This is a genomic window from Streptomyces sp. NPDC088354, from assembly GCF_044753585.1.
In the GTDB taxonomy this organism is placed as follows: Bacteria; Actinomycetota; Actinomycetes; order Streptomycetales; family Streptomycetaceae; genus Actinacidiphila.
Genome location: NZ_JBIVNJ010000004.1, coordinates 63659 through 83435, shown reverse-complemented (window position 1 = coordinate 83435; position 19777 = coordinate 63659). Strand labels below are relative to the sequence as shown.

Here is a 19777-nt window from a genome sequence, read left to right as displayed (position 1 = left end):
CACCACCAGCGGCTCTCTTCCTTGACCCCTCCATATGTGCTGCTTTAGCGTGAACGCGTTCATGAATATGGACATGGATCAGATGAGCGCACAGTCGCTGCCAGCTTGCAGGGAGAACGCGATGACCGAAGCCGTCTCACTCGCCGCGCGCCTCGACGGCCTGCTGTTCTTTCCCGTGACGCCTTTCGCGCCGGACGGAGCCGTGGACCTGGAGGCCTTCCGGGCGCATGTGCGCGCGGGGATCGAGGCGGGCGCGGGGGCGGTGTTCGCCTGCTGTGGCACCGGGGAGTTCCACGCGCTGACACCCGAGGAGTTCCGGGACTGCGTGGCGGCCGCCGTGGAGGAGAGCGCGGGCCGGGTGCCGGTGGTCGCGGGCGCCGGCTACGGCACCGCCCTCGCCCTGCGGTTCGCCCGGCTCGCCGAGGAGGCGGGCGCCGACGGGCTGCTCGCGATGCCCCCTTACCTGGTCGTCGCCGACCAGGGCGGACTGCTCCGCCACTACGCCGCCCTGGCCGCCGGCACCTCCCTGGACGTCATCGTCTACCAGCGCGACAACGCGGTGTTCACCCCGGCCACCGTCGTCGAACTCGCGCGCATCCCGCGGATCATCGCCCTCAAGGACGGCGTCGGCGACCTCGACCTGATGCAGCGCATCGTCAGCGCCGTCCGCAGCTCCGTGCCGGACCGGGACTTCCGCTACTTCAACGGCCTTCCGACCGCCGAGCTCACCGGCCTGGCCTACCGGGGCATCGGCGTCACCCTCTACTCCTCCGCCGTCTTCTGCTTCGCCCCCGAGATCGCCCTCGCCTTCCACCGCGCCCTGACCACCGGCGACGACACCACGGTGAACCGGCTCCTCGACGGCTTCTACCGGCCTCTGGTCGAGCTGCGCCAGCAGGGCCGCGGTTACGCCGTCTCCCTGGTCAAGGCGGGCGTACGGCTGCGCGGCCTGGACGTGGGCGAGGTGCGGCCGCCGCTGTCGGAGCCCGCCCCGGCGCACGTGAAGGAACTGGCCGAGCTCATCGACCGCGGACTCGCGCTGCTGGGCGAGGACTGACCGACCGCGCACGGCAGCCCCGCCCTCCAGTCAACCTCGCGAGAAGGGAGCCGAGTTGAGAGCCTCCACCTTCGTCTATCCCTGGGACGTCGTCGGTGACCCGGACGCCGCCGAGCGCCTGGCCGCCCTCGGTGTCCGGCAGGTCACCCTGGCCTCCGCCTACCACTCCACGCGGGCGCTCACCCCGCGCCACCCCGCCCGGCGGGTCGTCACCGCCCGGCACGCGGCCGTCCACTACCCGCCCGACCCGGGGCACTGGGCGGGACGGGCCCTGCGGCCGTACACCCAGGACTGGGCGGGCGGTCCCGACGCGTACGGGGCGGCCGCCGAGTCCCTGCGGGCGGCCGGGCTGCCCGTGCACTCCTGGGTCGTGCTGGCCCACAACTCCCGCCTGGGGGACGAGCATCCGCGCATCACGGTCCGCAACGCCTTCGGCGACCGCTACCCCTGGGCGCCGTGCGTGGCCCGGCCGGAGGTGCGCGAGTACCTCGTCGCGCTCGCGGCGGAGGCCGCCGTGCGGCCCGGCACCGACGGCACCGAACTGGAGAGCTGCGGCTGGTACGGCCTGGCGCATCTGCACGCGCACGACAAGATCGGCGGCGTCCCGCTGCCCGGCGCCGCGCAGTACCTGATGTCCCTGTGCTTCTGCGAGGTGTGCGAGGCGGGTTACGCGGGCCTGGGGGCCGATCCGCGGGAGCTGCGGGCGGCGGTGCGGGCGGCGCTGGAGCCCGTGTGGGCCGGCGGATGGGCGCCGGGCCCCGAAGAATGGGCCGACGTCGAGAAACTGCTCGGGACGGACCTCGCGGCACTGACCCTCGACTGGCGCACCGGCGTCGCCCGCGACGTGCAGCGGGCCGCGGTGGAGGCGGTGCGGGCGGCGGCCCCGCCCGGATTCCGCGTCCTCCTGCACGCGGACCCGCATCCGCACCGCGCCGGCGCCAACGTCGGCGTGGACCCGGCGCACATCCTGGCCCTGGCCGACGGCCTGGTCCTGCCGGGCACCGACCACCTCGCCGCCTGCGCCCCGCACGCCCGTCCCGGCACCGTCCTTGCCGCCAACTTCCCCGTCGTCGCGGGCATGGGCGGCAGCCCGCACACCCTGGCCGCGGACGCCGCCCGGGCCGCCGCGCTCGGCGCGACCGAGCTGCGGCTCTACCACGCCGGGCTCGCCGCGGACGCGGACCTCGCCGCGGTGCGCGACGCGCTGGCCGCACTGCCCGCCGGCGGTTGAGCGCCCGGCTCAGCGCGCCTTCGGCGTGTCCCGCAGCCAGTCGAAGACGACCTCGCCGCGCTGCTGCGGCGCTCTCGGGGAGCAGTGCAGCTGCGCCCCGGTGGCCGCCGTCATCCTCAGGTGTTGACGTCGTGTCCCGGGTCCTCGACGAGGGTCGTCGCACCGGGTGCGGGCACGCCCGCGGAGCGGGAGCCGGAGGGCGCGGGGCTCGCCGGGGACGTGGCCGCGGTCGAGGCGCCCATGGGTGTGCGCCCGGCTGCCGGCCGGGCCCCCGCGCCGCCGGCCAGGGCGGTGGGCGCGGCGCGCCGGCCGGGGTCCGAGGCGGGGTCCGGTGCTACGTGCGTCCTGCAGGCCGAACGCAGAAGCCCCGCCGGCGCGGCCCGCGCCACCGCACCGGGCGCTCTCCCGTCGGCCCGTCATCCCCGTTTCCCGCCGGGCCCATTGACGGCGCTCGGGCGCCGTCCTACGGTCGGGTCGTACCTCGTACGTCATATATGAGACGCGATACACGAGAACCGGGACCTCTCCATGGACCTGCTGTCCGGCGCGGCGCCCACCCCCATCCCGTCCCGCACCCAGGTGGTGCTGGAGACGATCAGGCGCGGCATCCTGACCGGGCTGCTGGCGCCGGGCCAGGCCCTGGTCGAGACCGAACTCGCGGCACGGTTCGGGGTGTCCAAGACGCCCGTGCGGGAAGCGCTCAAGACACTGGCGGGCACCGGCCTGGTCGTGTCGAGTCAGTACAGGGGCGTGACCGTGCGCACGGTCGATGCGCTGATGGCCCGTCAGATCTACGATGTGCGCCTCCTGCTGGAACCTCAGGCGCTGCGCCGCACCGTCGCCCGCGGTGCCCCGCTCGACGCGGCCCGCGAGGCACTGGAGCGGGCCGACGCCGCCGCGGACCGGGCCGAACGGTCGCTCGCCAACCGGGACTTCCACGGGGCGCTGTACGGCCCCTGCGGCAATCCGCTGCTGGCCCGGATCCTCGACGACGTCCGCGACCAGGCGGCGCTGGTGTCGTCCGTCGCCTGGCGGGAGAACCCCTCCTGGGAGCGGGAGGCGCGCGAGCACCGGGAGATCCTCGCCCGTGCGCAGGCCGGCGACGCCGAGGGCGCGGCCCGCCTCCTGCACGACCACATGGCGGGCTTCGTCGCGCGTGCCTTCCCCGGTGACGCCGAAGCCCCTTGAACCGCGCCCGCGCCCGGAACCGGCCGGTCCCCGATCCGAAGGGCAACCGCATGGCATTCGCAGAGCAGTCCGCCGCACTCGCCGACGTCGTCGCGATCCCGGTGACCCCCTTCGGCGCGGACGGAGGAGTGGCGCGCGGCACGTACCGGGCGCTGCTGCGCCGGATGCTCGACCACGGGGTCCGCACCGTCACGCCGAACGGCAACACCGGCGAGTTCTACGCGCTGGACCCGGCCGAACGCCGCCTGGTCGTGGAGCTCACCGTGGCCGAGGCGGACCCCGGCACCCAGGTCGTCGCCGGTGTGGGTCTCGACCTGCCCACCGCGGTGGCCGCCGCCCGGCACGCACGCGACGCGGGTGCGGGGGCGGTGATGGTCCATCAGCCCGTCCACCCCTACGTCTCCCCGGAGGGCTGGGTCGACTACCACCGGGCCATCGCCGACTCCGTTCCCGAGCTCGGCGTCGTCCCCTACGTCCGGGACGCCGCGCTGGACGGCGCCCTGATCGGCAGGCTCGGGGACCTGTGCCCGAACGTCATCGGCGTGAAGTACGCCGTGCCGGACCCGGCCCGCTTCGCCGCCGTCGCCCGGGACGCCGGGCTCGACCGCTTCACCTGGGTCGCGGGCCTGGCCGAGCTGTACGCACCGGCCCACTGGGCGGTCGGCGCGACCGGCTTCACCTCGGGCCTGGTCAATGTGGCGCCGCGGATCTCCCTGGAGATGCTGCGCGCGCTGCGCGCCGGCGATCGCTCCGCCGCCATGAAGGTCTGGGAGCGGGTGCGGGAGTTCGAGGACCTGCGGGCCGAGGGCCGGTCGGCGCACAACGTGTCCGTGGTCAAGGAGGCACTGGCGGCGCTGGGGAAGTGCCGCCGCGACGTACGGCCGCCCAGCCACCCGCTCCCCGGGGACCGGCGCGCGCGGGTGGCCGCCCTGATCGCCGGCTGGGACCTGTGAGCCGGCCCGCCGCGCACGGAAGGACCACCGGCCGATGAGGACGCCCGAGGAGCTGCGCAGTCACCAGTGGTACGGCACGGACGGCCTGCGCTCGTTCAGCCACCGGGCCCGCACCCGGCAGCTGGGCTACCTGCCCGAGGAGCACCTGGGCAAGCCGGTGATCGCGATCCTCAACACCTGGAGCGACATCAACCCCTGCCACGTCCATCTCCGCGACCGCGCCCAGGCGGTCAAGCGGGGGGTGTGGCAGGCGGGCGGCTTCCCCCTGGAGTTCCCCGTGGCGACGCTCTCGGAGACCTACCAGAAGCCGACCCCCATGCTGTACCGCAACCTGCTCGCCATGGAGACCGAGGAGCTGCTGCGCTCCTACCCGGTGGACGGCGCCGTCCTGATGGGCGGCTGCGACAAGTCGACGCCCGCGCTGCTCATGGGCGCCGCCAGTGCCGGCCTGCCGGCCGTCTTCGTCCCCGCCGGGCCGATGCTGCCCGGACACTGGCGGGGCGAAGTGCTGGGCTCCGGCACCGACATGTGGAAGTACTGGGACGACAGAAGGGCGGGCCTCATCGGCGACTGCGAGATGGCGGAGCTCGAGAGCGGCCTGGCCCGTTCGCCGGGCCACTGCATGACCATGGGCACCGCCTCCACGCTGACCGCCGCCGCGGAGGCGCTGGGCGTGACGATGCCCGGCGCCTCGTCGATACCCGCCGTGGACTCCGGGCACGACCGGATGGCGGCGGCCTCCGGGATGCGGATCGTCGACCTGGTGCGGCGGGACCTGCGGCTGCCGGCGATCCTCACGCGCGAGGCGTACGAGGACGCGGTGGCCACCGTGCTGGCCCTCGGCGGCTCGACCAACGCCGTGATCCACCTGATCGCGATGGCCGGGCGCAGCGGCGTCCGGCTCACCCTGGACGACTTCGACCGGATCGCCCGTACGGTCCCGGTGCTGGCGAACGTGCGTCCCGGCGGCCGGTACCTGATGGAGGACTTCCACTTCGCGGGCGGCCTGCCCGCCTTCCTGACCCGGCTGCGGGACGCCGGACGGCTCCACCTGGACCGGCCGACCGTCGGCCACGCCACCCTGCGCGAGCAGCTCGCCGGTGCCCGCGTGCACGACGAGGACGTCATCCGGCCGCTGGACCACCCGCTGGCGGCCGAGGGCGGCGTCGCCGTCCTGCGCGGCAACCTGTGCCCGGACGGCGCCGTCATCAAGCACATCGCCGCCGAGCCGCGCCTGCTGAGGCACACCGGCCCGGCCGTCGTCTTCGACGACTATCGGACGCTGCAGCGCACCATCGACGACCCCGGCCTCGGCATCACCGAGGACAGCGTCCTGGTGCTCCGCGGCTCCGGCCCACTCGGCGGGCCGGGCATGCCGGAGTACGGGATGCTCCCCATCCCCGGCCGGCTGCTCAAGAAGGGCGTCCGGGACATGGTGCGGATCTCCGACGCCCGGATGAGCGGCACGAGTTACGGCGCGTGCGTCCTGCACGTCGCGCCCGAGTCGTACGTCGGCGGGCCACTCGCCCTCGTCCGCACCGGCGACCGGATCACTCTCGACGTCGGGGCGCGCACCCTGCGCCTGGAGGTCGACGACGCCGAGCTGGCACGCCGCCGGAACCGGTGGCAGGCGCCACCGCCGCGCTTCGGCCGCGGATACGGCGCGCTGTACCAGGACCAGATCACCCAGGCCGACACCGGCTGCGACTTCCGCTTCCTGGCCAGGCCCGGGGAGGTGCCGGAGCCGTACGCGGGCTGATACCCGTCCGGCCGGGACGGTCGCTCAGACCGCCGGCGCGGGACGGGCCGGCGCGCGCCGGCCCTCGTACCAGAGCGCGGTGCCCGTCACGAGGGCGCCGACGCCCTCCCACACGCCCACGCCGAGGAAACCGGAGGGCGCCCGGCCGATGATCACGGCCGTGGTGAAGACCGTGAAGGTGAGCAGGCGGAAGGGCACGGTCCAGCGGAAGAAGGCACGCCAGTCGGCGAGCGCGGCCAGCACGTAGTAGACGCCCATGTTGAGGGCGGCCATGGAGGAGGCGGTGAGGAAGACCAGCGTGTAGTCCCCGCCCGCGCGGGCGTCCGGCCGGTGGAAGCCGAGCAGGGACAGCTGCACGGCGGGCGAGACGATCCCGACGATGCCGAGCGCGGCGGCGAGCAGACCGAAGACGGCCATGGTCCAGCCGGAAAGGGAGCGGGGGAGACGCACCGGTCCTCCAAGTCCTGGGACGGCAGCGTGCGGCGCCCCAACTCCCTTGATCCTAGGGGATGTTCAGGCCAGCCCCTGCCGCACCGGCGCGTTCCCGCGGGCCGGTGACCGCGGCGGTACTGAGGGTGTCCGGTGGCGTCCGGCCGGGCGCGGTCCGGGTCCTGCGGGAGGAGTGCCGACCGGGACCTTCACAGCCGGCGCGTGGCCAGGGTGAGCCGGTCGCGCGCGTCGAAGAGGGCGTCCTTGATCAGCTGCTCGTGCGCCGGGGTCAGCCGGGCCACCGGCACCGAGCAGCTGATCGCGTCCCGGGAGGGCGTCCGGTAGGGGATCGCGACGCCGAAGCAGCGCAGGCCGAGGGTGTTCTCCTCGCGGTCCACCGCGTAGCCCTGCTCGCGGATCTGGCGTAGTTCGGCGATCAGCTTCTCGCGGTCGGTGTGGGTGTGCTCGGTCAGCGGTTCCAGCATCTCCGGCAGCAGCTTGCGGACCTGCTCGTCGGTGTACGTGGCCAGCAGCGCCTTGCCGAGCGAGGTCGAGTGGGCCGGCAGCCGCCGGCCGACGCGGGTGAACGGCCGCAGGTAGTGGGAGGACTGACGGGTCGCCAGGTACACCACGCTCGTGCCGTCGAGGCGCGCCAGGTGGATGGTCTCGCTGGTGTCGTCCGAGAGCCGGTCCAGGGTGGGGCGGGCCGCGGCGACGACCTCGTCGCCGTCGATGTACGAGGTGCCGACCAGCAGGGCGCGCACCCCGATGCCGTAGCGGGTGCCGGTCGCGTCGGTCTCGATCCAGCCGAGCTCGACGAGTGTGCGCAGCAGCATGTAGAGGCTGGACTTCGGGTAGCCGACCGCCTCCTGCACGGCGGCGAGACTGTGCATGCCGGGCTTGCCGGCGAAGAACTCCAGCAGTTCCACCGTCCGCACCGCGGATTTGACCTGCGCGCCGCCCTCACCTGCAGCCATGGGACCCCTCTTGTTCGGCCGGGACCCGCGCAAGTAGGCTCCCGAACAGATTCACAGTTGCGGATGCTGTTCAGCATATCGAACGGAAGGCCTGGAGGTACCCGCGGTGGCCGTACCAGTGTGGAGCGTCGATCCCCGTACCGGGAAGCAGCGGGAGCAGGTCGCCGTCGAGGCCACGGCCGAGGAGGTCGACGCCGTGGTGCGCGCCGCGTCCGCCGCCTCCCCGGCGCTGGCCGACCGCGAGGTCAGGTCCCGCCTGCTGCGCACCGCGGCCGACTTCCTGGAGGAGGCCGGCCCTCGCATCCTGGAGGCCGCCGATGCCGAGACCGCCCTCGGGCCGGTCCGGCTCACCGGCGAACTCGGCCGCACCGCCTACCAGTTGCGCGCCTTCGCCGACATCGTGGACGAGGGCGCCTACCTCGACGTCATCATCGACCACGCCGACGCCTCGCTCGCCCCGCCCCGCCCCGACCTGCGGCGCTGGAAGATCCCGCTGGGCGTCGTGGCCGTCTACGCCGCCAGCAACTTCCCGCTCGCCTTCTCCGTGCCCGGAGGCGACACCGCGAGCGCCCTCGCCGCGGGCTGCCCCGTAGTCGTCAAGGCGCACCCCGACCACCCGGCCACCAGCGAGCTGTGCGCGGACGCGCTGCGCCGCGCCGCCGTCGCCGTCGGTCTCCCCGCCGACGTCGTCTCCGTCGTGCACGGCTTCCAGGCCGGCATCGACCTCGTCCGGCACCCGCTCGTGTCCGCCGCCGGCTTCACCGGGTCGGTACGGGGCGGGCGCGCCCTCTTCGACGCGGCCGCCGCGCGGCCGGTGCCGATCCCGTTCCACGGCGAGCTGGGCAGCCTCAACCCCGTGGTCGTCACGGAGGCCGCGGCGGAGGAGCGCGCCGAGCAGATCGGCGCCGGCCTCGCCGGGGCGATGACGCTCGGCGTCGGGCAGTTCTGCGTCAAGCCGGGCCTCGTCCTCGCACCGCAGGGCGAGGCGGGCGACCGGCTGCTCAAGTCCCTGGCGGCGGCCGTCGGCGACGTCACGCCGGGCACGCTGCTCGACGCGCGCATGCGGGACAACTTCATCGCGGGCGTCGGCGAGTTGACCGCGCTGCCCGATGTGGACGCGCCCGTCGAGCCCGGCGACGGCGGCGAGCACCTGGTGCGGGCCGGCTTCGTCTCCGTCCCGGCGGCCCGCCTGGCGGAGGGCGGCGGCGCCCACGACGTGCTCCTGGAGGAGCACTTCGGGCCCGTGACGGTCATCGCGCGGTACGCGAACGCGGAGGAGGTCGAGGGCGTGCTCGGCCGGCTCCCCGGGAACCTCACGGCCACCGCGCACCTCGGCGAGGCCGAGGCGTCCGGCGCGGAGCCGTCCGGCGCCGGGGCGGAGCTGCTGCGCAGGCTGACCCCGCTGGCCGGGCGCGTCGTGGTGAACGGCTGGCCGACCGGCGTCGCCGTCGCCCCCGCCATGCACCACGGCGGCCCGTACCCCGCCACCACGTCGACGTCCACGTCCGTGGGGGGTACCGCGATCGAGCGCTGGCTGCGGCCCGTCGTCTACCAGGACGCGCCGGAGGCGCTGCTGCCGGCGGAGTTGCGGGACGCGAATCCGCGGGGGGTGCCGCGCCGCTTCAATGGGCGCCGCGACGCCTGACGCTGCGCTGGCTGTGCGGGGAGGTTTTTTCCCCGCCCGCCCTCCCGGGTGCCCTGTGAAGTCACGCGCCCCGGCGCGCGTGTCGTGGGGGCCGGGTGCGGTGCCTCCGGGGCTGCACGTCCTGGACTGGGATATTTACGCGCGTTTCCAGCACTTGCTCATCCCGTCCCTGCCCGGATGGTGCGCACAAATATCCCGCAGCGTCCAGAACATCCACCCCTACGACCCCGCCCCCTCCGTCTCCATATGCGCCTGATCCCCGGAGGGGGGTGCGCGGGCTGTCCGGCCGTACGTAGCCGGTCACAAAGCCCACTGCCTCCTCGCGTCCGCCGCGTGCGGAGCGGGCCACCACCGAGGTCCGGGCGAAGTCCCGGCACCAGAGCAGATAGCTGTAGGGGGAGTTCAGGTCCAGCGTCCGGGAATCGCGGGCGATACGCCACAGGGCGGTCCCGTCCTCGATCGCCGGGGTGTCGAGCAGCAATTCACTTGCGGCGGTCATGCGAGAGCAACGTAGCGGCCGGAATTTCATTCCGCATGTCTCCGCGGCCTTGTGCGCGGCCGGGACCGAAGGCGCGCGAAACCCCGGCGGTTACGGTGGGTTCACCCGGATATTCCGGGGCAGAACGACCACTTTATGGTGTCGATCGCAGCGGAAAATCGTCACGTGACGTCTATGAAATCTTGGCGTTTGGGGCCGGGGGCGTTGGGCAGGAGATCATGGGCGAATAAGCACGGCAAGAGGAATGCATTTCGCGTGCGGAATTCCCCGCGGGGAATTCCGCACGCGAATTCGATGCGACCGGTCAGCCCGTCCAGGCGGATTCGGCCGCGGCGAGTGCGGCGGCCGGGTCCGTCACGTCGAGGGCCGCCCCGACGGCGCGCAGGGTGCGCAGGACGACGTCGAGGGAGGCGTCGGGGCCGTAGTGGTTGACCCGGACCATCTCCCCGGCGAGCGCTCCGCCGCCGGCCACCAGGGGTAGCGCGGGGTCCACCGCGAGCACCCGCGCCACCAGGTCGTCGGCGGCGACGCCGTCCAGGGCGCGCAGCGTCGTGGCGACCGGTGCGGCGTCGGCGGCGCGGTGCACATAGGGCTCCAGCGCGGCGCCGAGCGCGGCGGCGCCGGCCCGGGTCGCCGCGGCGGCGGCGCGGTGCCGGGCGAGGACCGTGCCGAGTCCGGTCTCCTCGATGCGCTCCAGGCAGGCTTCGAGCGCGAGCATCTCCAACTGCGCGGGCGCGTGCGGCAGCGCCTTGCGGCCGGTGTCGATCCAGCGCTGCTTCCAGTCCAGGAGCGACAGGTACGAGCGCCGCGGCGCCGCCGGGTTCTCCGCGAAGCGCCGCCAGGCCCGCTCGCTCACCGAGACCGCGGACACGCCCGCGGGACCGCCCATCGCCTTCTGGGCGCCGATCACGCACAGGTCCACGCCCCACGCGTCGACCTCCAGCGGCTCGGCCGCCACCGAGGCCACCGCGTCCACCATGAACAGCGCCCCGTGCGCCCGCACGACCTCGCCGATCTCCGCGACGGGGTTGGTGTTGCCGGTCGCCGCCTCCGCGTGCACCAGGGAGACGAAGTCGATGCCCGGGTGCTCGGCCAGTGCCCGCGCCACGTCCCCGGCGCCGGCCGCGGCGTGGAAGGGCACCTCCAGGTCGACCACGTGGGCGCCCGCGTCGCGCAGCCAGTCGCCGAAGGTCTGCCCGTAGGGCCCGGTCACCACGTTGAGCGCCGTCCCGCCGGGCCGCGCGCCGGAGCGGATGCAGCCCTCCAGGGGCAGCAGCGCCTCGCCCTGCGTGATCACCACGTCGTTCCCGGTCCGCAGCAGGGCCGCGACCTTCCGTTCGATCGAGGCGAAGCGGCCGGCGGTCAGCGGGGGCAGGTCAAGGAGGGGGTGGGACACGGCGGCGCTGCTTCCTTCGTCGGTGCTGTTCGAGGGCTGTACGGGCCCGAGCGTACTCGCGGCCTCGTAGAGTGCGGACATGGCTGATCACCAGGCGCCGGCGCCGGCGCTCCGCATCAAGGGCCGGATCCTGGCCGGGCCGCAGGACGTCCGGGACGAGCTGTGGGTGGTCGACGGCCGCGTGACCTACGACCGCCCGGCCGGGGTCCGCGACGTCACCACCGTGGAGGGCTGGGCGCTGCCCGGCCTGGTCGACGCGCACTGCCACGTCGGCCTGGACCACCACGGCCCCGTCGAACCGCACACCTCGGAGAAGCAGGCCCTCACCGACCGCGACGCCGGCACCCTGCTGATCCGCGACGCGGGTTCGCCTTCAGATACTCGCTGGATCGACGACCGCGAGGACCTGCCGCGGATCATCCGCGCGGGCCGGCACATCGCCCGCACCCGGCGCTACATCCGCAACTTCGCCTGGGAGGTCGAGCCGGAGGACCTGGTCGCCTACGTCCGCCAGGAGGCGCGGCGCGGCGACGGCTGGGTGAAACTGGTCGGCGACTGGATCGACCGCGACACCGGGGACCTGTCCGCCTGCTGGCCGCGCGGCGCCGTCGAGGAGGCCATCGCCGCCGCCCACGAGGAGGGCGCCCGGGTCACCGCGCACTGCTTCGCCGAGGACTCCCTGCGCGATCTCGTCGAGGCGGGCATCGACTGCGTCGAGCACGCCACCGGCCTGACGGAGGAGACCATCCCGCTCTTCGCCGAACGCGGCGTGGCGATCGTCCCCACGCTCGTCAACATCGCGACGTTCCCGCGGCTCGCGGACGGCGGCCAGGCCAAGTTCCCGCGCTGGGCGGACCACATGCGGCGGCTTCACGCCCGTCGCTACGACACCGTCCGGGCGGCCCACGACGCCGGCATCCGGATCTTCGCCGGCACCGACGCCGGCGGTTCCCTCGCGCACGGCCTCGTCGGCGGTGAGGTCGCCGAACTGGTCACCGCGGGGATCCCGGTGCTCGACGCCCTGTCGGCCGCGACCTGGTCCGCCCGCGAGTGGCTCGGCAGGGACGGCCTCACCGAGGGCGCCTCCGCCGACCTCGTGGTCTACGAGGCCGACCCCCGTGTCGACGTGCGTGTCCTGACCGCGCCCCGGCGCGTGGTGCTGCGCGGGCGCGTCGTCGGCTGATCCCGCGCGGCCGGTACTCCCGGACGCGGGTTTACCACACTCCACCCCGATTCGGGTGATTCCGCCCGGATCGGCGGGCCCGGCCTGCCGCGGCGTGCTGCGATCGGTACAACCGGCCGAATCCGCACGACGGGACGGGGAGCACCATGACCAGGCAGGGGCCGCAGAAGTATCCGGGGGCATCGCGCAGGTACTGGTACCAGGACGACTACGGCGGGGACGCGATGGAGGTCAACGCCATCGTGCTGCACACCACCGAGGGCAGGTCCGTGCCCTCCTACGACGAGGGCTCCAGCGCCCCCAATCTGACCGCGCAGCCGGACTTCGCCCGCCAGAAGCTGGTCTGGTACCAGCACTTCGACATCGACATCTCCTCCCGCGCCCTGGTCAACCGGCCGGGCGGCGTGGAGACCAACACCCTCAACGTCTGCCAGGTGGAGCTCGTCGGCACCTGCGACCCCGAGACCCACGAGGACTGGGGCACCACGCCCGGCCATGTGTACTGGCCGAAGGCGCCCCAGTGGGCACTGCGCGAACTCGCGGCCTTCCTGGCCTGGATGCACACCGAGCACGACGTGCCCCTGAGCGGTCCGAAGCTGTGGCTTCCCTACCCCAGGTCGTACGGCAGCGCGGGCGGCCAGCGGATGACCGCGCGGCAGTGGAACGCCTTCAACGGGATCTGCGGGCACCAGCACGTCCCGGAGAACTGCGTGCACCCCGAAACCCCGGTGTTGCGTGCCGACGGCGGCCCGGTGCGCGCGGGGGACCTCCGGGTGGGGGACGAGATCGCCTCGTTCGACGAGGAGGGCGGGCGCAGGCTGTGGCGGCGCGGGGTGGTGACACGCAACGACCCGGCCAGGAAGGAGTGCTGGCGGATCACCACCTCCGCCGGGGAGGTGGTGGCGACCGCCGACCACCCCTGGCTGGTCCGGCTGCCGCACGGCGACGTGTGGGTGGCGAGCCGTGAACTCACCCCGGGCAAGCACCGGATCGTGCGCGCCGGGACCGCCGTGCCGCCCGGATGGGAGGGCACCGCCGTCGCCGAGGCGACCGGCGAGGCCGAGGTGCTGGCGGCGGAGCCCGTGGGCGAGCAGCCGATCGCCTCCCTGTCGACGTCGACCCGCACCTATGTGGCGGCGGGGCTGCTCTGCCACAACACCCACGGTGATCCTGGAGCGTTGGACTTCGCGAAGCTGCTCGAATACGCGCGAGCGCAGGTGTGACGCACGGGAACGTACGTGCCTGAAGGTTCGAATACGGGGACGAAAACCACCCTTTGGAGTGAACCGGCGCCAGGACGGTGCCGGTTCACTCTCTGTACGTAAATCATTACGGGGTCGAGGTCGCCCGGCGAGCGCGCTGTCCCCTTCAGCGGCGCTGTGGCGACTCCATGACCAGTTGGGGGTTTTCCACCTTGTACAGCTCTCCCTTCAGCATGCCCGCACGCCGCTCGGCTGCCTCGCTGGGGGCCGCCGTCGCGCTGGCGGCGGGCGCCCTCGCGCTCGGGCCGGCGTCCCCGGCCGCGGCCACCGAGGGGTCGCACGGCGGTTCCGGCAAGGCCGGTGCCGTCGTCCTGCGCACCGGCTTGGACGTGTCCCTGCTCAACAAGACCGTCGACGTGCCGCTCGACCTCACGCTCAACGAGGTCCAGGCGCCCGCGAGCGCCGACGAGACCGCGCTCACCGCGACCCTCGACGGCGTCGACCGCGGACGCCCGTTCAGCGTCCTGCAGGCGGATGTCGCCACCGCCCGGGCCACCGTCGACCGCCACAAGGCCGAGGGGTACGCCAACCTGGTGCACGCGCGCGTCCATGTCCCCGGACTGCCGCTCATCGGGCTCATCAAGGCCGACGCGATCACCTCCCGGGCCACCTGCGAGGCCGGCGAACGTCCCGTCGCCGACACCGAGTTGCCGGGCTGGGTCACCGTGCTCGGCAAGCGCGTCCGGGTCACCGCGGGCGGTCCCACCGAGGTGAGGGTGCCCGGTGTCGGCGAGGTCCGGCTCGACCTCGCCAAGAGGGTCGTCACCTCGCGCACCGCCGCGGCCACCGCCCTGGAGCTCAACGTCTCCATCGATCCGCTCAAGCTCAACGTCGCCGACGTCAAGGGCACGGTCACGCTCGTGCAGGCCACCTGCGAGACGCCGGGCCGCGGCGGGGGCGGCGACCACGGCGGGGGCCACGGCGGCGGTCACGACGGTGACCACGGCGGGGGCCACGGCGGCGGCAAGCCCGGCGGGGACGACGAGGACAGCGCGATGCCCACCCCGCAGCCCGGCGACGAGTCCGAGCCGCCCAGCACGTCGGCGGAGCCGAGCGCGTCCCCCCAGCCGGTGGACGCCGGCGGATCGCCCGGTTCCGCCCCGTCCGCCCAGGCCGTGGCAGGGAACCTCGCCGAGACCGGCAGCAGCAGCATGACGCCCTACCTCGCGGGTGGTTCGGTGCTGCTCTTCGCCGTCGGCTTCGTCGTGATCCGCATGACCCGCCGCAGGACGGCGACCCAGAACGCCCGGGACTGACGGGTCCGGGTGACCCCGGGGGCGGTTCGGGGGTCAGGGGGGAGAGGTCCGTGGAGGGCGGTGGCGGCGGCGTGTGCCGCGTGTCCGCAGCCGCCCTCCACGGCCGTTGTCCACAGTCGGGTACGGCCGACGTCGCAAAAGGGCTGTTTCCACTACCCTGATGGGGAGTGTCCGCGCACCCGCCGCGGACGGGGCCGGGGGGTCTCATGTTCGGGGGACGGTACGAGATCCGGGCGCTGCTCGGGTCCGGGGGGATGGCCCGGGTCCATCTCGCGTACGACACGCGTCTGGGCCGCACCGTCGCACTCAAGACCCTGCTGCCGGAGCTGGCCCGCGATCCCGAGGCCCGCCGCCGCTTCGCCCGCGAGGCGAGGGCCGCCGCCGGACTCAACCACCCCGGCATCGTGACCGTCCACGACCAGGACGAGATCACCACGCAGGACGCGGTCGTCCCCTTCCTCGTCATGGAGCACATCGAGGGCCGGACCCTGTCCGAACTCGCCCGCGACCAGGCCCCGATGGAGATCGAGCGGGCCGTCCGCATCACCTGCGACATCCTCGACGCGCTCGCCCACGCCCATGCCCGCGGCCTGGTGCACCGGGACGTGAAGCCCTCCAACGTGCTGATCACCACCGGGGGAGCGGTCAAGGTCGCCGACTTCGGCATCGCGCGCGTCGTGCACTCCCTCACCGGCCTCACCGGCACCGGCTCGGCGATCGGCACGCCCGGCTACATGTCCCCCGAGCAGTGCGCGGGCGACGCCGTCGACGCCCGTAGCGACCTGTACGCGGTCGCCTGCATGCTCACCGAACTCCTCACCGGCACCGTGCCGTTCACGGGCGCCACCCCACTGGGCGTGATGTACGCGCACGTCCACCGGACGCCGATGCCGCCCTCCGCCCGCAACCCGACGGTGCCCCCCGCGCTCGACGCGATCGTGCTGTCGGCCCTGTCCAAGAACCCGGCACTGCGCCCGCGGAGCGCCGGCCAGATGAAGGACCGGCTGAGCGGCTGGCTCGCCTCCCGCACCCCGCCCACCGCCCCGCGCGCACTGCCTGCGCCGCCGCAGCAGGCCCCGATGCCCCAGCACCCCGCCTACAACCCCCCGTCCTACGGCCCCTGGGCCGTCCCCGCGCAGCGCCCCGGCTGGGACTCCACGCCGACGCCCCCCGTCCCCGGCCCCCGCGTGCCGCGCCGCCGCTGGGGTGTCATCGGCGCGGCCACCGCCGCGGTGGCCGCCGTGCTGATCACCGTGGCCGTCGTCGTGAACCCCTTCGGCGGCGACAAGAAGAAGGACCCGGTCACTCCCGTCGCCCAGGACCTGATCGCCGCCCGCAGGTCCACCGGTGGCTACAACGGGGCGCTCACCGGCGCCGTCAGCCCCTCCGCGGCCAGGGGCGGCACCTTGCGGCTGATCTCCGCCTACGCGCCGGACTCCCTCGACCCGGCCCGCACCTACTCCCCACTGGTGTGGAACCTCGGCCGCCTCTACCTGCGCAAGCTCGTCGACTTCGCCCCGCAGCCCGGTGCCGCGGGCACCCGCCTCGCCCCGGACCTCGCCACCACCACCGGGCGGATCTCGGACGGCGGCCGCACCTACACGTACACCCTCAAGGAGCACATCGCCTTCGAGGACGGCACGCCCATCACTTCCAAGGACGTCAAGTACGGCATCGAGCGCAGCTTCGCCGCCGACCTCTCCGCCGGCGGCCCCACGCATCTGCGCGACCTGCTCGACCAGGGCCAGAACTATCCGGGCCCCTACAAGGACACCGACCCGGACCAGTTGGGCCTGAAGAGCGTCGGCACCCCGGACGACCGCACGATCGTCTTCCACCTCGACGCGCCCTTCGCCGACTTCCCGTACGTGCTCGCCCTCCCCATGTCCTCGCCCGTGCCCAAGGGCAAGGACAGCCGGATGAGTTACGAGAAGCAGCCGGTGGCCAGCGGTCCCTACCGGATCGCCTCCTACGACGCCGCCAAGGGGCTCACGCTCGTCCGCAACGACCGGTGGGACGCGTCGACCGACTCCATACGCACCGCGCTGCCGGACACCGTCGAGCTGACGATCGCCCCCGACGCCGCGGCCGTGGACACCGCGCTGCTCGACGGCACCGCCGACCTCGACGCCGCCCAGACCGGGGTGCAGGACGCCGCCCGCGCCAGGATCCTCGCCGACGACACCCTGAAGTCCCGTGCCGACCTCGTCACCACCGGGGCCGTGCGCTACTTCTCGCTGCAGACCGCCGTCGCGCCCTTCGACGACTACCGCTGCCGCTGGGCCGTGCAGTACGCCGCCGACCGGCGTGTCCTGCGCGACGCCCTCGGGGGCGCGGACGCCGGCGACATCGCGGGCGGCATGCTGCCCCCGACCGTCGGCGGCCACGACCGCCACCTGGACACCTACGGCACCGTGACCGGCGGCAGTTACCCCGAGCAGGCCCGGCGCTTCCTCGGCGAGTGCGGCCACGCCAAGGGGTTCAGCACCGTCATCGCCGCCTCGGGCAGCGACCCGGTCGCCCGCCGGGCCGCCCAGTCGCTGCGCGACCAGCTCGCGACGATCGGCGTCAAGGCCACGGTCGAAACGCCCGATCCGGCCGACTACTACTCCGTGCTCGCCGACCAGAAGAAGCTCAAGGCCAAGGGCTGGGGCATCGCGCTGATCACCTGGCAGTCCGACTGGCCGTCGCCGGCCGGCTTCCTGCGGCCCCTGCTGCTGCCCGGCAGCCCCAGCAACTACGCGGCCCTCGACGACCGCGAGATCAACGCCCTGATGGACGAGGCCGACACGACGACCGACCGCAACGCCGCCGACAACCTGTGGCGGACCGTCGACTCCACCGCCCAGGACCGCGGCACCCTGCTGCCGTTCCTCTACGACCGACGGCTCAACTACCGCTCGGCCCGCCTGACCAACGCCTACGTCCAGCCCGCCCTGGGCGGTGTCGACCTGCAGGCGCTCGGCGTCAGGAACTGACCGCGACCGCCTTGGCCAGCGCCACCGCGAAGCGGTCCGTCGTCTCCCGGTCGCGCACCGCGAGCCGCAGCCACTGCGGCCCCAGCCCGGGGAAGGTGTCCGCACGGCGCACCGCGAAGCCCAGTTCCCGCAGCCGCTCACGGACCGCCGCCGCCCCCGGCAGGCGCACCAGCACGAAGGGACCCAGCGCCGGGCCGGCCACCTCGACGCTGTCGAACTCGGTCAGCCGGGCGAGCAGATGCCCCCGGTCGGAGGCGATCCGGCGGGCGGCCCGCTCCGCCTCGTCGCGCGCGGCGGGCCCGCAGCACGCCTCGATCGCGGCCAGACCGGGCGAGGAGACCGGCCACAGCGGCTGCGCCCGCTCCAGCGCGGCGATCCGCTCCCGGTCGCCCAGGACGTAGCCCACCCGCAGCCCCGCGAGCCCCCACGTCTTGGTCAGGCTGCGCAGCACCAGCAGGCCCGGCACATCGCGCCGGGCGGCCAGTGACTCGTACTCGCCGGGCACCGCGTCCATGAACGCCTCGTCCACCACCAGAGTGCGGCCGGGACGCGCCAGGCGCACGATCTCCTCGGCGGGGTGCAGGACGGAGGTGGGGTTCGTCGGATTGCCGAGCACCACGAGATCGGCCCGTGCCGGCACGGCGTCCGCGTCCAGCCGGAATCCGCTCCCCGCGGTCAGCAGCACGCGGTGGACGCTGTGCCCGGCGTCCCTCAGCGCCGCCTCCGGCTCGGTGAACTGCGGGTGCACCACGGCCGGATGGCGTGCCCCGAGCGAGCGGGCCAGCAGGACGAACGCCTCCGCCGCGCCTGCCGTGAGCAGCACCTCCTCCGGCGGCCTGCCGTGCCGCGCCGCGACGGCCCGGCGCGCGGCCCGCCCGTCGGGGTAGCCGGCGAGGCCGTCCAGGGCCGCGGTGAGGTGTTCGCGCAGCCAGGCAGGGGGCGTTCCGGCGCGCACGTTGACGGCCAGGTCGGTGAGCGTGCCGCCGCCGTCGCGCACCTCGGCGTCGCCGTGGTGGCGCAGGTCGTGGCCGTCGTCGGGTTCGGTGGCGGACTCGGCGGGGTGCGCGCCCGCCCAGCGGACGTCGAGCCCGGGGTGCGCCTCCGCCCAGCCCTCCGCCTGCTGCCGGGCCCGCCGGGCGGTGTCCCCGTCCACCGGGACGGCGGGCAGCACGACGATCCGCCGCGCCCCCAGCCGCCGGCAGCGGTCCAGTCCGGCCGGGACGTCGGGGGCCGCGTCGGACACGAAGGCGGTCTCCACGCCCGCGTACCCGCGTCCCTCCCACAGCAGGCGGGCCGCCCGCACCGCCTCGGCGTTGTCCGCCGGCTCAGGGGACCCGGCGGCGACGAGCAGCACCAGGGTGGCCGCCAGGTCCTGCGGAGTCCGGCGTCCGCCGCCCAGCGCCGCCTCGACACGCCGCTCCAGTACGTCCTCGGGCGGGATGCTCACGGTGCCTTCTCCTCGTTGGTGCCTGCCGCGGGGCCACGCCGGCGCGCCACCGCGGCCGTCGCCCGGGCCGCGCCCCCGCCGTCGGGGACGGACTTCGTCTTCGGGACGAGCAGTTCGCCGCCGGGCGCCGCGGCGAGCGCCGCCGCCTCGGCCACGGACGGCGTTCCCACGGCGGCCAGCGCGGCTCCGGAGGGCGTCGGCACATCCACGGCGGCCAGCGTATCGGCGTCGTACGCCAGCAGGGGCACCCCGAGCGCCTCGGCCGCGGCCGCGATCCCCGGCTCGCGCGCCCGGGCGTCGAGGGTGGCCACCGCGGCCAGGCACGCGCTCCCCACGCCCGCCACGGCCAGCACGCGCCGTACGAGTGCCAGCACTTCGGCCGCTGCCACGCCCCGCCCCGCGCCGACCCCGACGACCACGCTCATGCGGCGGTCCTGCCCACCCCGCGCCGCCCGGCCCCGGCGAACGCCCGGGCCGGCGCGCTCAGGCGCGGATGCCGGTCCGCTGGTTGCCTGTT

At 74.4% G+C, this 19777-nt stretch carries 16 protein-coding genes and 1 pseudogene; 10 read left to right on the top strand and 7 right to left on the bottom strand.

Annotation, left to right across the window (positions count from 1 at the left end; genetic code table 11):
• Window positions 1-121 precede the first annotated feature (121 nt).
• Window positions 122-1057 (top strand): 5-dehydro-4-deoxyglucarate dehydratase, encoded by a 936-nt coding sequence (locus ACIP98_RS08700; protein ID WP_401974511.1) that lies wholly within the window; start codon window positions 122-124, stop codon window positions 1055-1057.
• Window positions 1058-1112: 55 nt separating this feature from the next.
• A complete protein-coding gene (locus tag ACIP98_RS08695; protein WP_401974509.1) occupies window positions 1113-2288 on the top strand; it encodes a hypothetical protein in 1176 nt (391 codons plus the stop codon).
• Between the two features lie 116 nt (window positions 2289-2404).
• Here the strand turns inward: ACIP98_RS08695 and ACIP98_RS08690 are convergent, their stop codons facing one another.
• On the bottom strand, window positions 2405-2530 hold the full coding sequence (locus tag ACIP98_RS08690; protein WP_319661227.1) for a hypothetical protein: 126 nt from the start codon (window positions 2528-2530) through the stop codon (window positions 2405-2407).
• A gap of 286 nt (window positions 2531-2816) precedes the next feature.
• On the opposite strand from ACIP98_RS08690, the gene ACIP98_RS08685 reads away from it, so the two are divergent.
• Genes ACIP98_RS08685 through araD form a run of 3 tightly spaced genes read left to right on the top strand, consistent with a single transcriptional unit; the run spans window position 2817 to window position 6188 of the window.
• The gene (locus tag ACIP98_RS08685; RefSeq protein WP_319661228.1) at window positions 2817-3476 is read left to right on the top strand and encodes a GntR family transcriptional regulator; all 660 of its coding nucleotides are present in this window, start codon (window positions 2817-2819) and stop codon (window positions 3474-3476) included.
• A 50-nt stretch (window positions 3477-3526) separates the two neighbouring features.
• Complete coding sequence (locus ACIP98_RS08680; protein ID WP_319661229.1) at window positions 3527-4429, top strand: dihydrodipicolinate synthase family protein; 903 nt, start codon at window positions 3527-3529, stop codon at window positions 4427-4429.
• A gap of 34 nt (window positions 4430-4463) precedes the next feature.
• Window positions 4464-6188 (top strand): L-arabinonate dehydratase, encoded by a 1725-nt coding sequence (gene araD / locus ACIP98_RS08675; RefSeq protein WP_401974506.1) that lies wholly within the window; start codon window positions 4464-4466, stop codon window positions 6186-6188.
• 24 nt (window positions 6189-6212) lie between these two features.
• Here the strand turns inward: araD and ACIP98_RS08670 are convergent, their stop codons facing one another.
• Both ACIP98_RS08670 and ACIP98_RS08665 read right to left on the bottom strand, forming a co-directional pair.
• The gene (locus tag ACIP98_RS08670) at window positions 6213-6605 is read right to left on the bottom strand and encodes a hypothetical protein (RefSeq protein WP_319661315.1); all 393 of its coding nucleotides are present in this window, start codon (window positions 6603-6605) and stop codon (window positions 6213-6215) included.
• Window positions 6606-6826: 221 nt separating this feature from the next.
• Window positions 6827-7594, bottom strand: a complete 768-nt coding sequence (locus ACIP98_RS08665) for an IclR family transcriptional regulator (protein WP_401974503.1) — start codon at window positions 7592-7594, stop codon at window positions 6827-6829.
• Between the two features lie 106 nt (window positions 7595-7700).
• On the opposite strand from ACIP98_RS08665, the gene ACIP98_RS08660 reads away from it, so the two are divergent.
• Entirely contained in the window at window positions 7701-9239 is a 1539-nt protein-coding gene (locus ACIP98_RS08660; protein WP_401974501.1) for an aldehyde dehydrogenase (NADP(+)), read from the top strand.
• A gap of 268 nt (window positions 9240-9507) precedes the next feature.
• Here the strand turns inward: ACIP98_RS08660 and ACIP98_RS08655 are convergent.
• Both ACIP98_RS08655 and ACIP98_RS08650 read right to left on the bottom strand, forming a co-directional pair.
• Window positions 9508-9738, bottom strand: a pseudogene (locus ACIP98_RS08655) (diaminobutyrate acetyltransferase); the annotation flags it as partial.
• Between the two features lie 304 nt (window positions 9739-10042).
• Window positions 10043-11134: a pyridoxal-phosphate-dependent aminotransferase family protein gene (locus ACIP98_RS08650; protein WP_401974824.1), complete on the bottom strand. Its 1092-nt coding sequence runs from the start codon at window positions 11132-11134 to the stop codon at window positions 10043-10045.
• A gap of 79 nt (window positions 11135-11213) precedes the next feature.
• On the opposite strand from ACIP98_RS08650, the gene ACIP98_RS08645 reads away from it, so the two are divergent.
• The 4 genes from ACIP98_RS08645 to ACIP98_RS08630 all read left to right on the top strand — a co-directional run bounded on the left by ACIP98_RS08645 (window position 11214) and on the right by ACIP98_RS08630 (window position 17813).
• Window positions 11214-12317, top strand: a complete 1104-nt coding sequence (locus ACIP98_RS08645; protein ID WP_401974499.1) for an amidohydrolase family protein — start codon at window positions 11214-11216, stop codon at window positions 12315-12317.
• A 146-nt stretch (window positions 12318-12463) separates the two neighbouring features.
• A complete protein-coding gene (locus ACIP98_RS08640) occupies window positions 12464-13540 on the top strand; it encodes a Hint domain-containing protein (protein ID WP_319661234.1) in 1077 nt (358 codons plus the stop codon).
• 212 nt (window positions 13541-13752) lie between these two features.
• Window positions 13753-14835: an SCO1860 family LAETG-anchored protein gene (locus ACIP98_RS08635; RefSeq protein ID WP_401974498.1), complete on the top strand. Its 1083-nt coding sequence runs from the start codon at window positions 13753-13755 to the stop codon at window positions 14833-14835.
• A 206-nt stretch (window positions 14836-15041) separates the two neighbouring features.
• Complete coding sequence (locus ACIP98_RS08630; RefSeq protein ID WP_319661236.1) at window positions 15042-17813, top strand: ABC transporter substrate-binding protein; 2772 nt, start codon at window positions 15042-15044, stop codon at window positions 17811-17813.
• On the opposite strand, the gene cobC is transcribed toward ACIP98_RS08630, so the two are convergent.
• Window positions 17803-19167, bottom strand: a complete 1365-nt coding sequence (gene cobC / locus ACIP98_RS08625) for an Rv2231c family pyridoxal phosphate-dependent protein CobC (protein WP_401974821.1) — start codon at window positions 19165-19167, stop codon at window positions 17803-17805. The genes ACIP98_RS08630 and cobC overlap by 11 nt on opposite strands.
• An 89-nt stretch (window positions 19168-19256) precedes the next feature.
• The gene (locus ACIP98_RS08620) at window positions 19257-19685 is read right to left on the bottom strand and encodes a cobalamin biosynthesis protein (protein WP_401974495.1); all 429 of its coding nucleotides are present in this window, start codon (window positions 19683-19685) and stop codon (window positions 19257-19259) included.
• Between the last annotated feature and the right edge of the window lie 92 nt (window positions 19686-19777).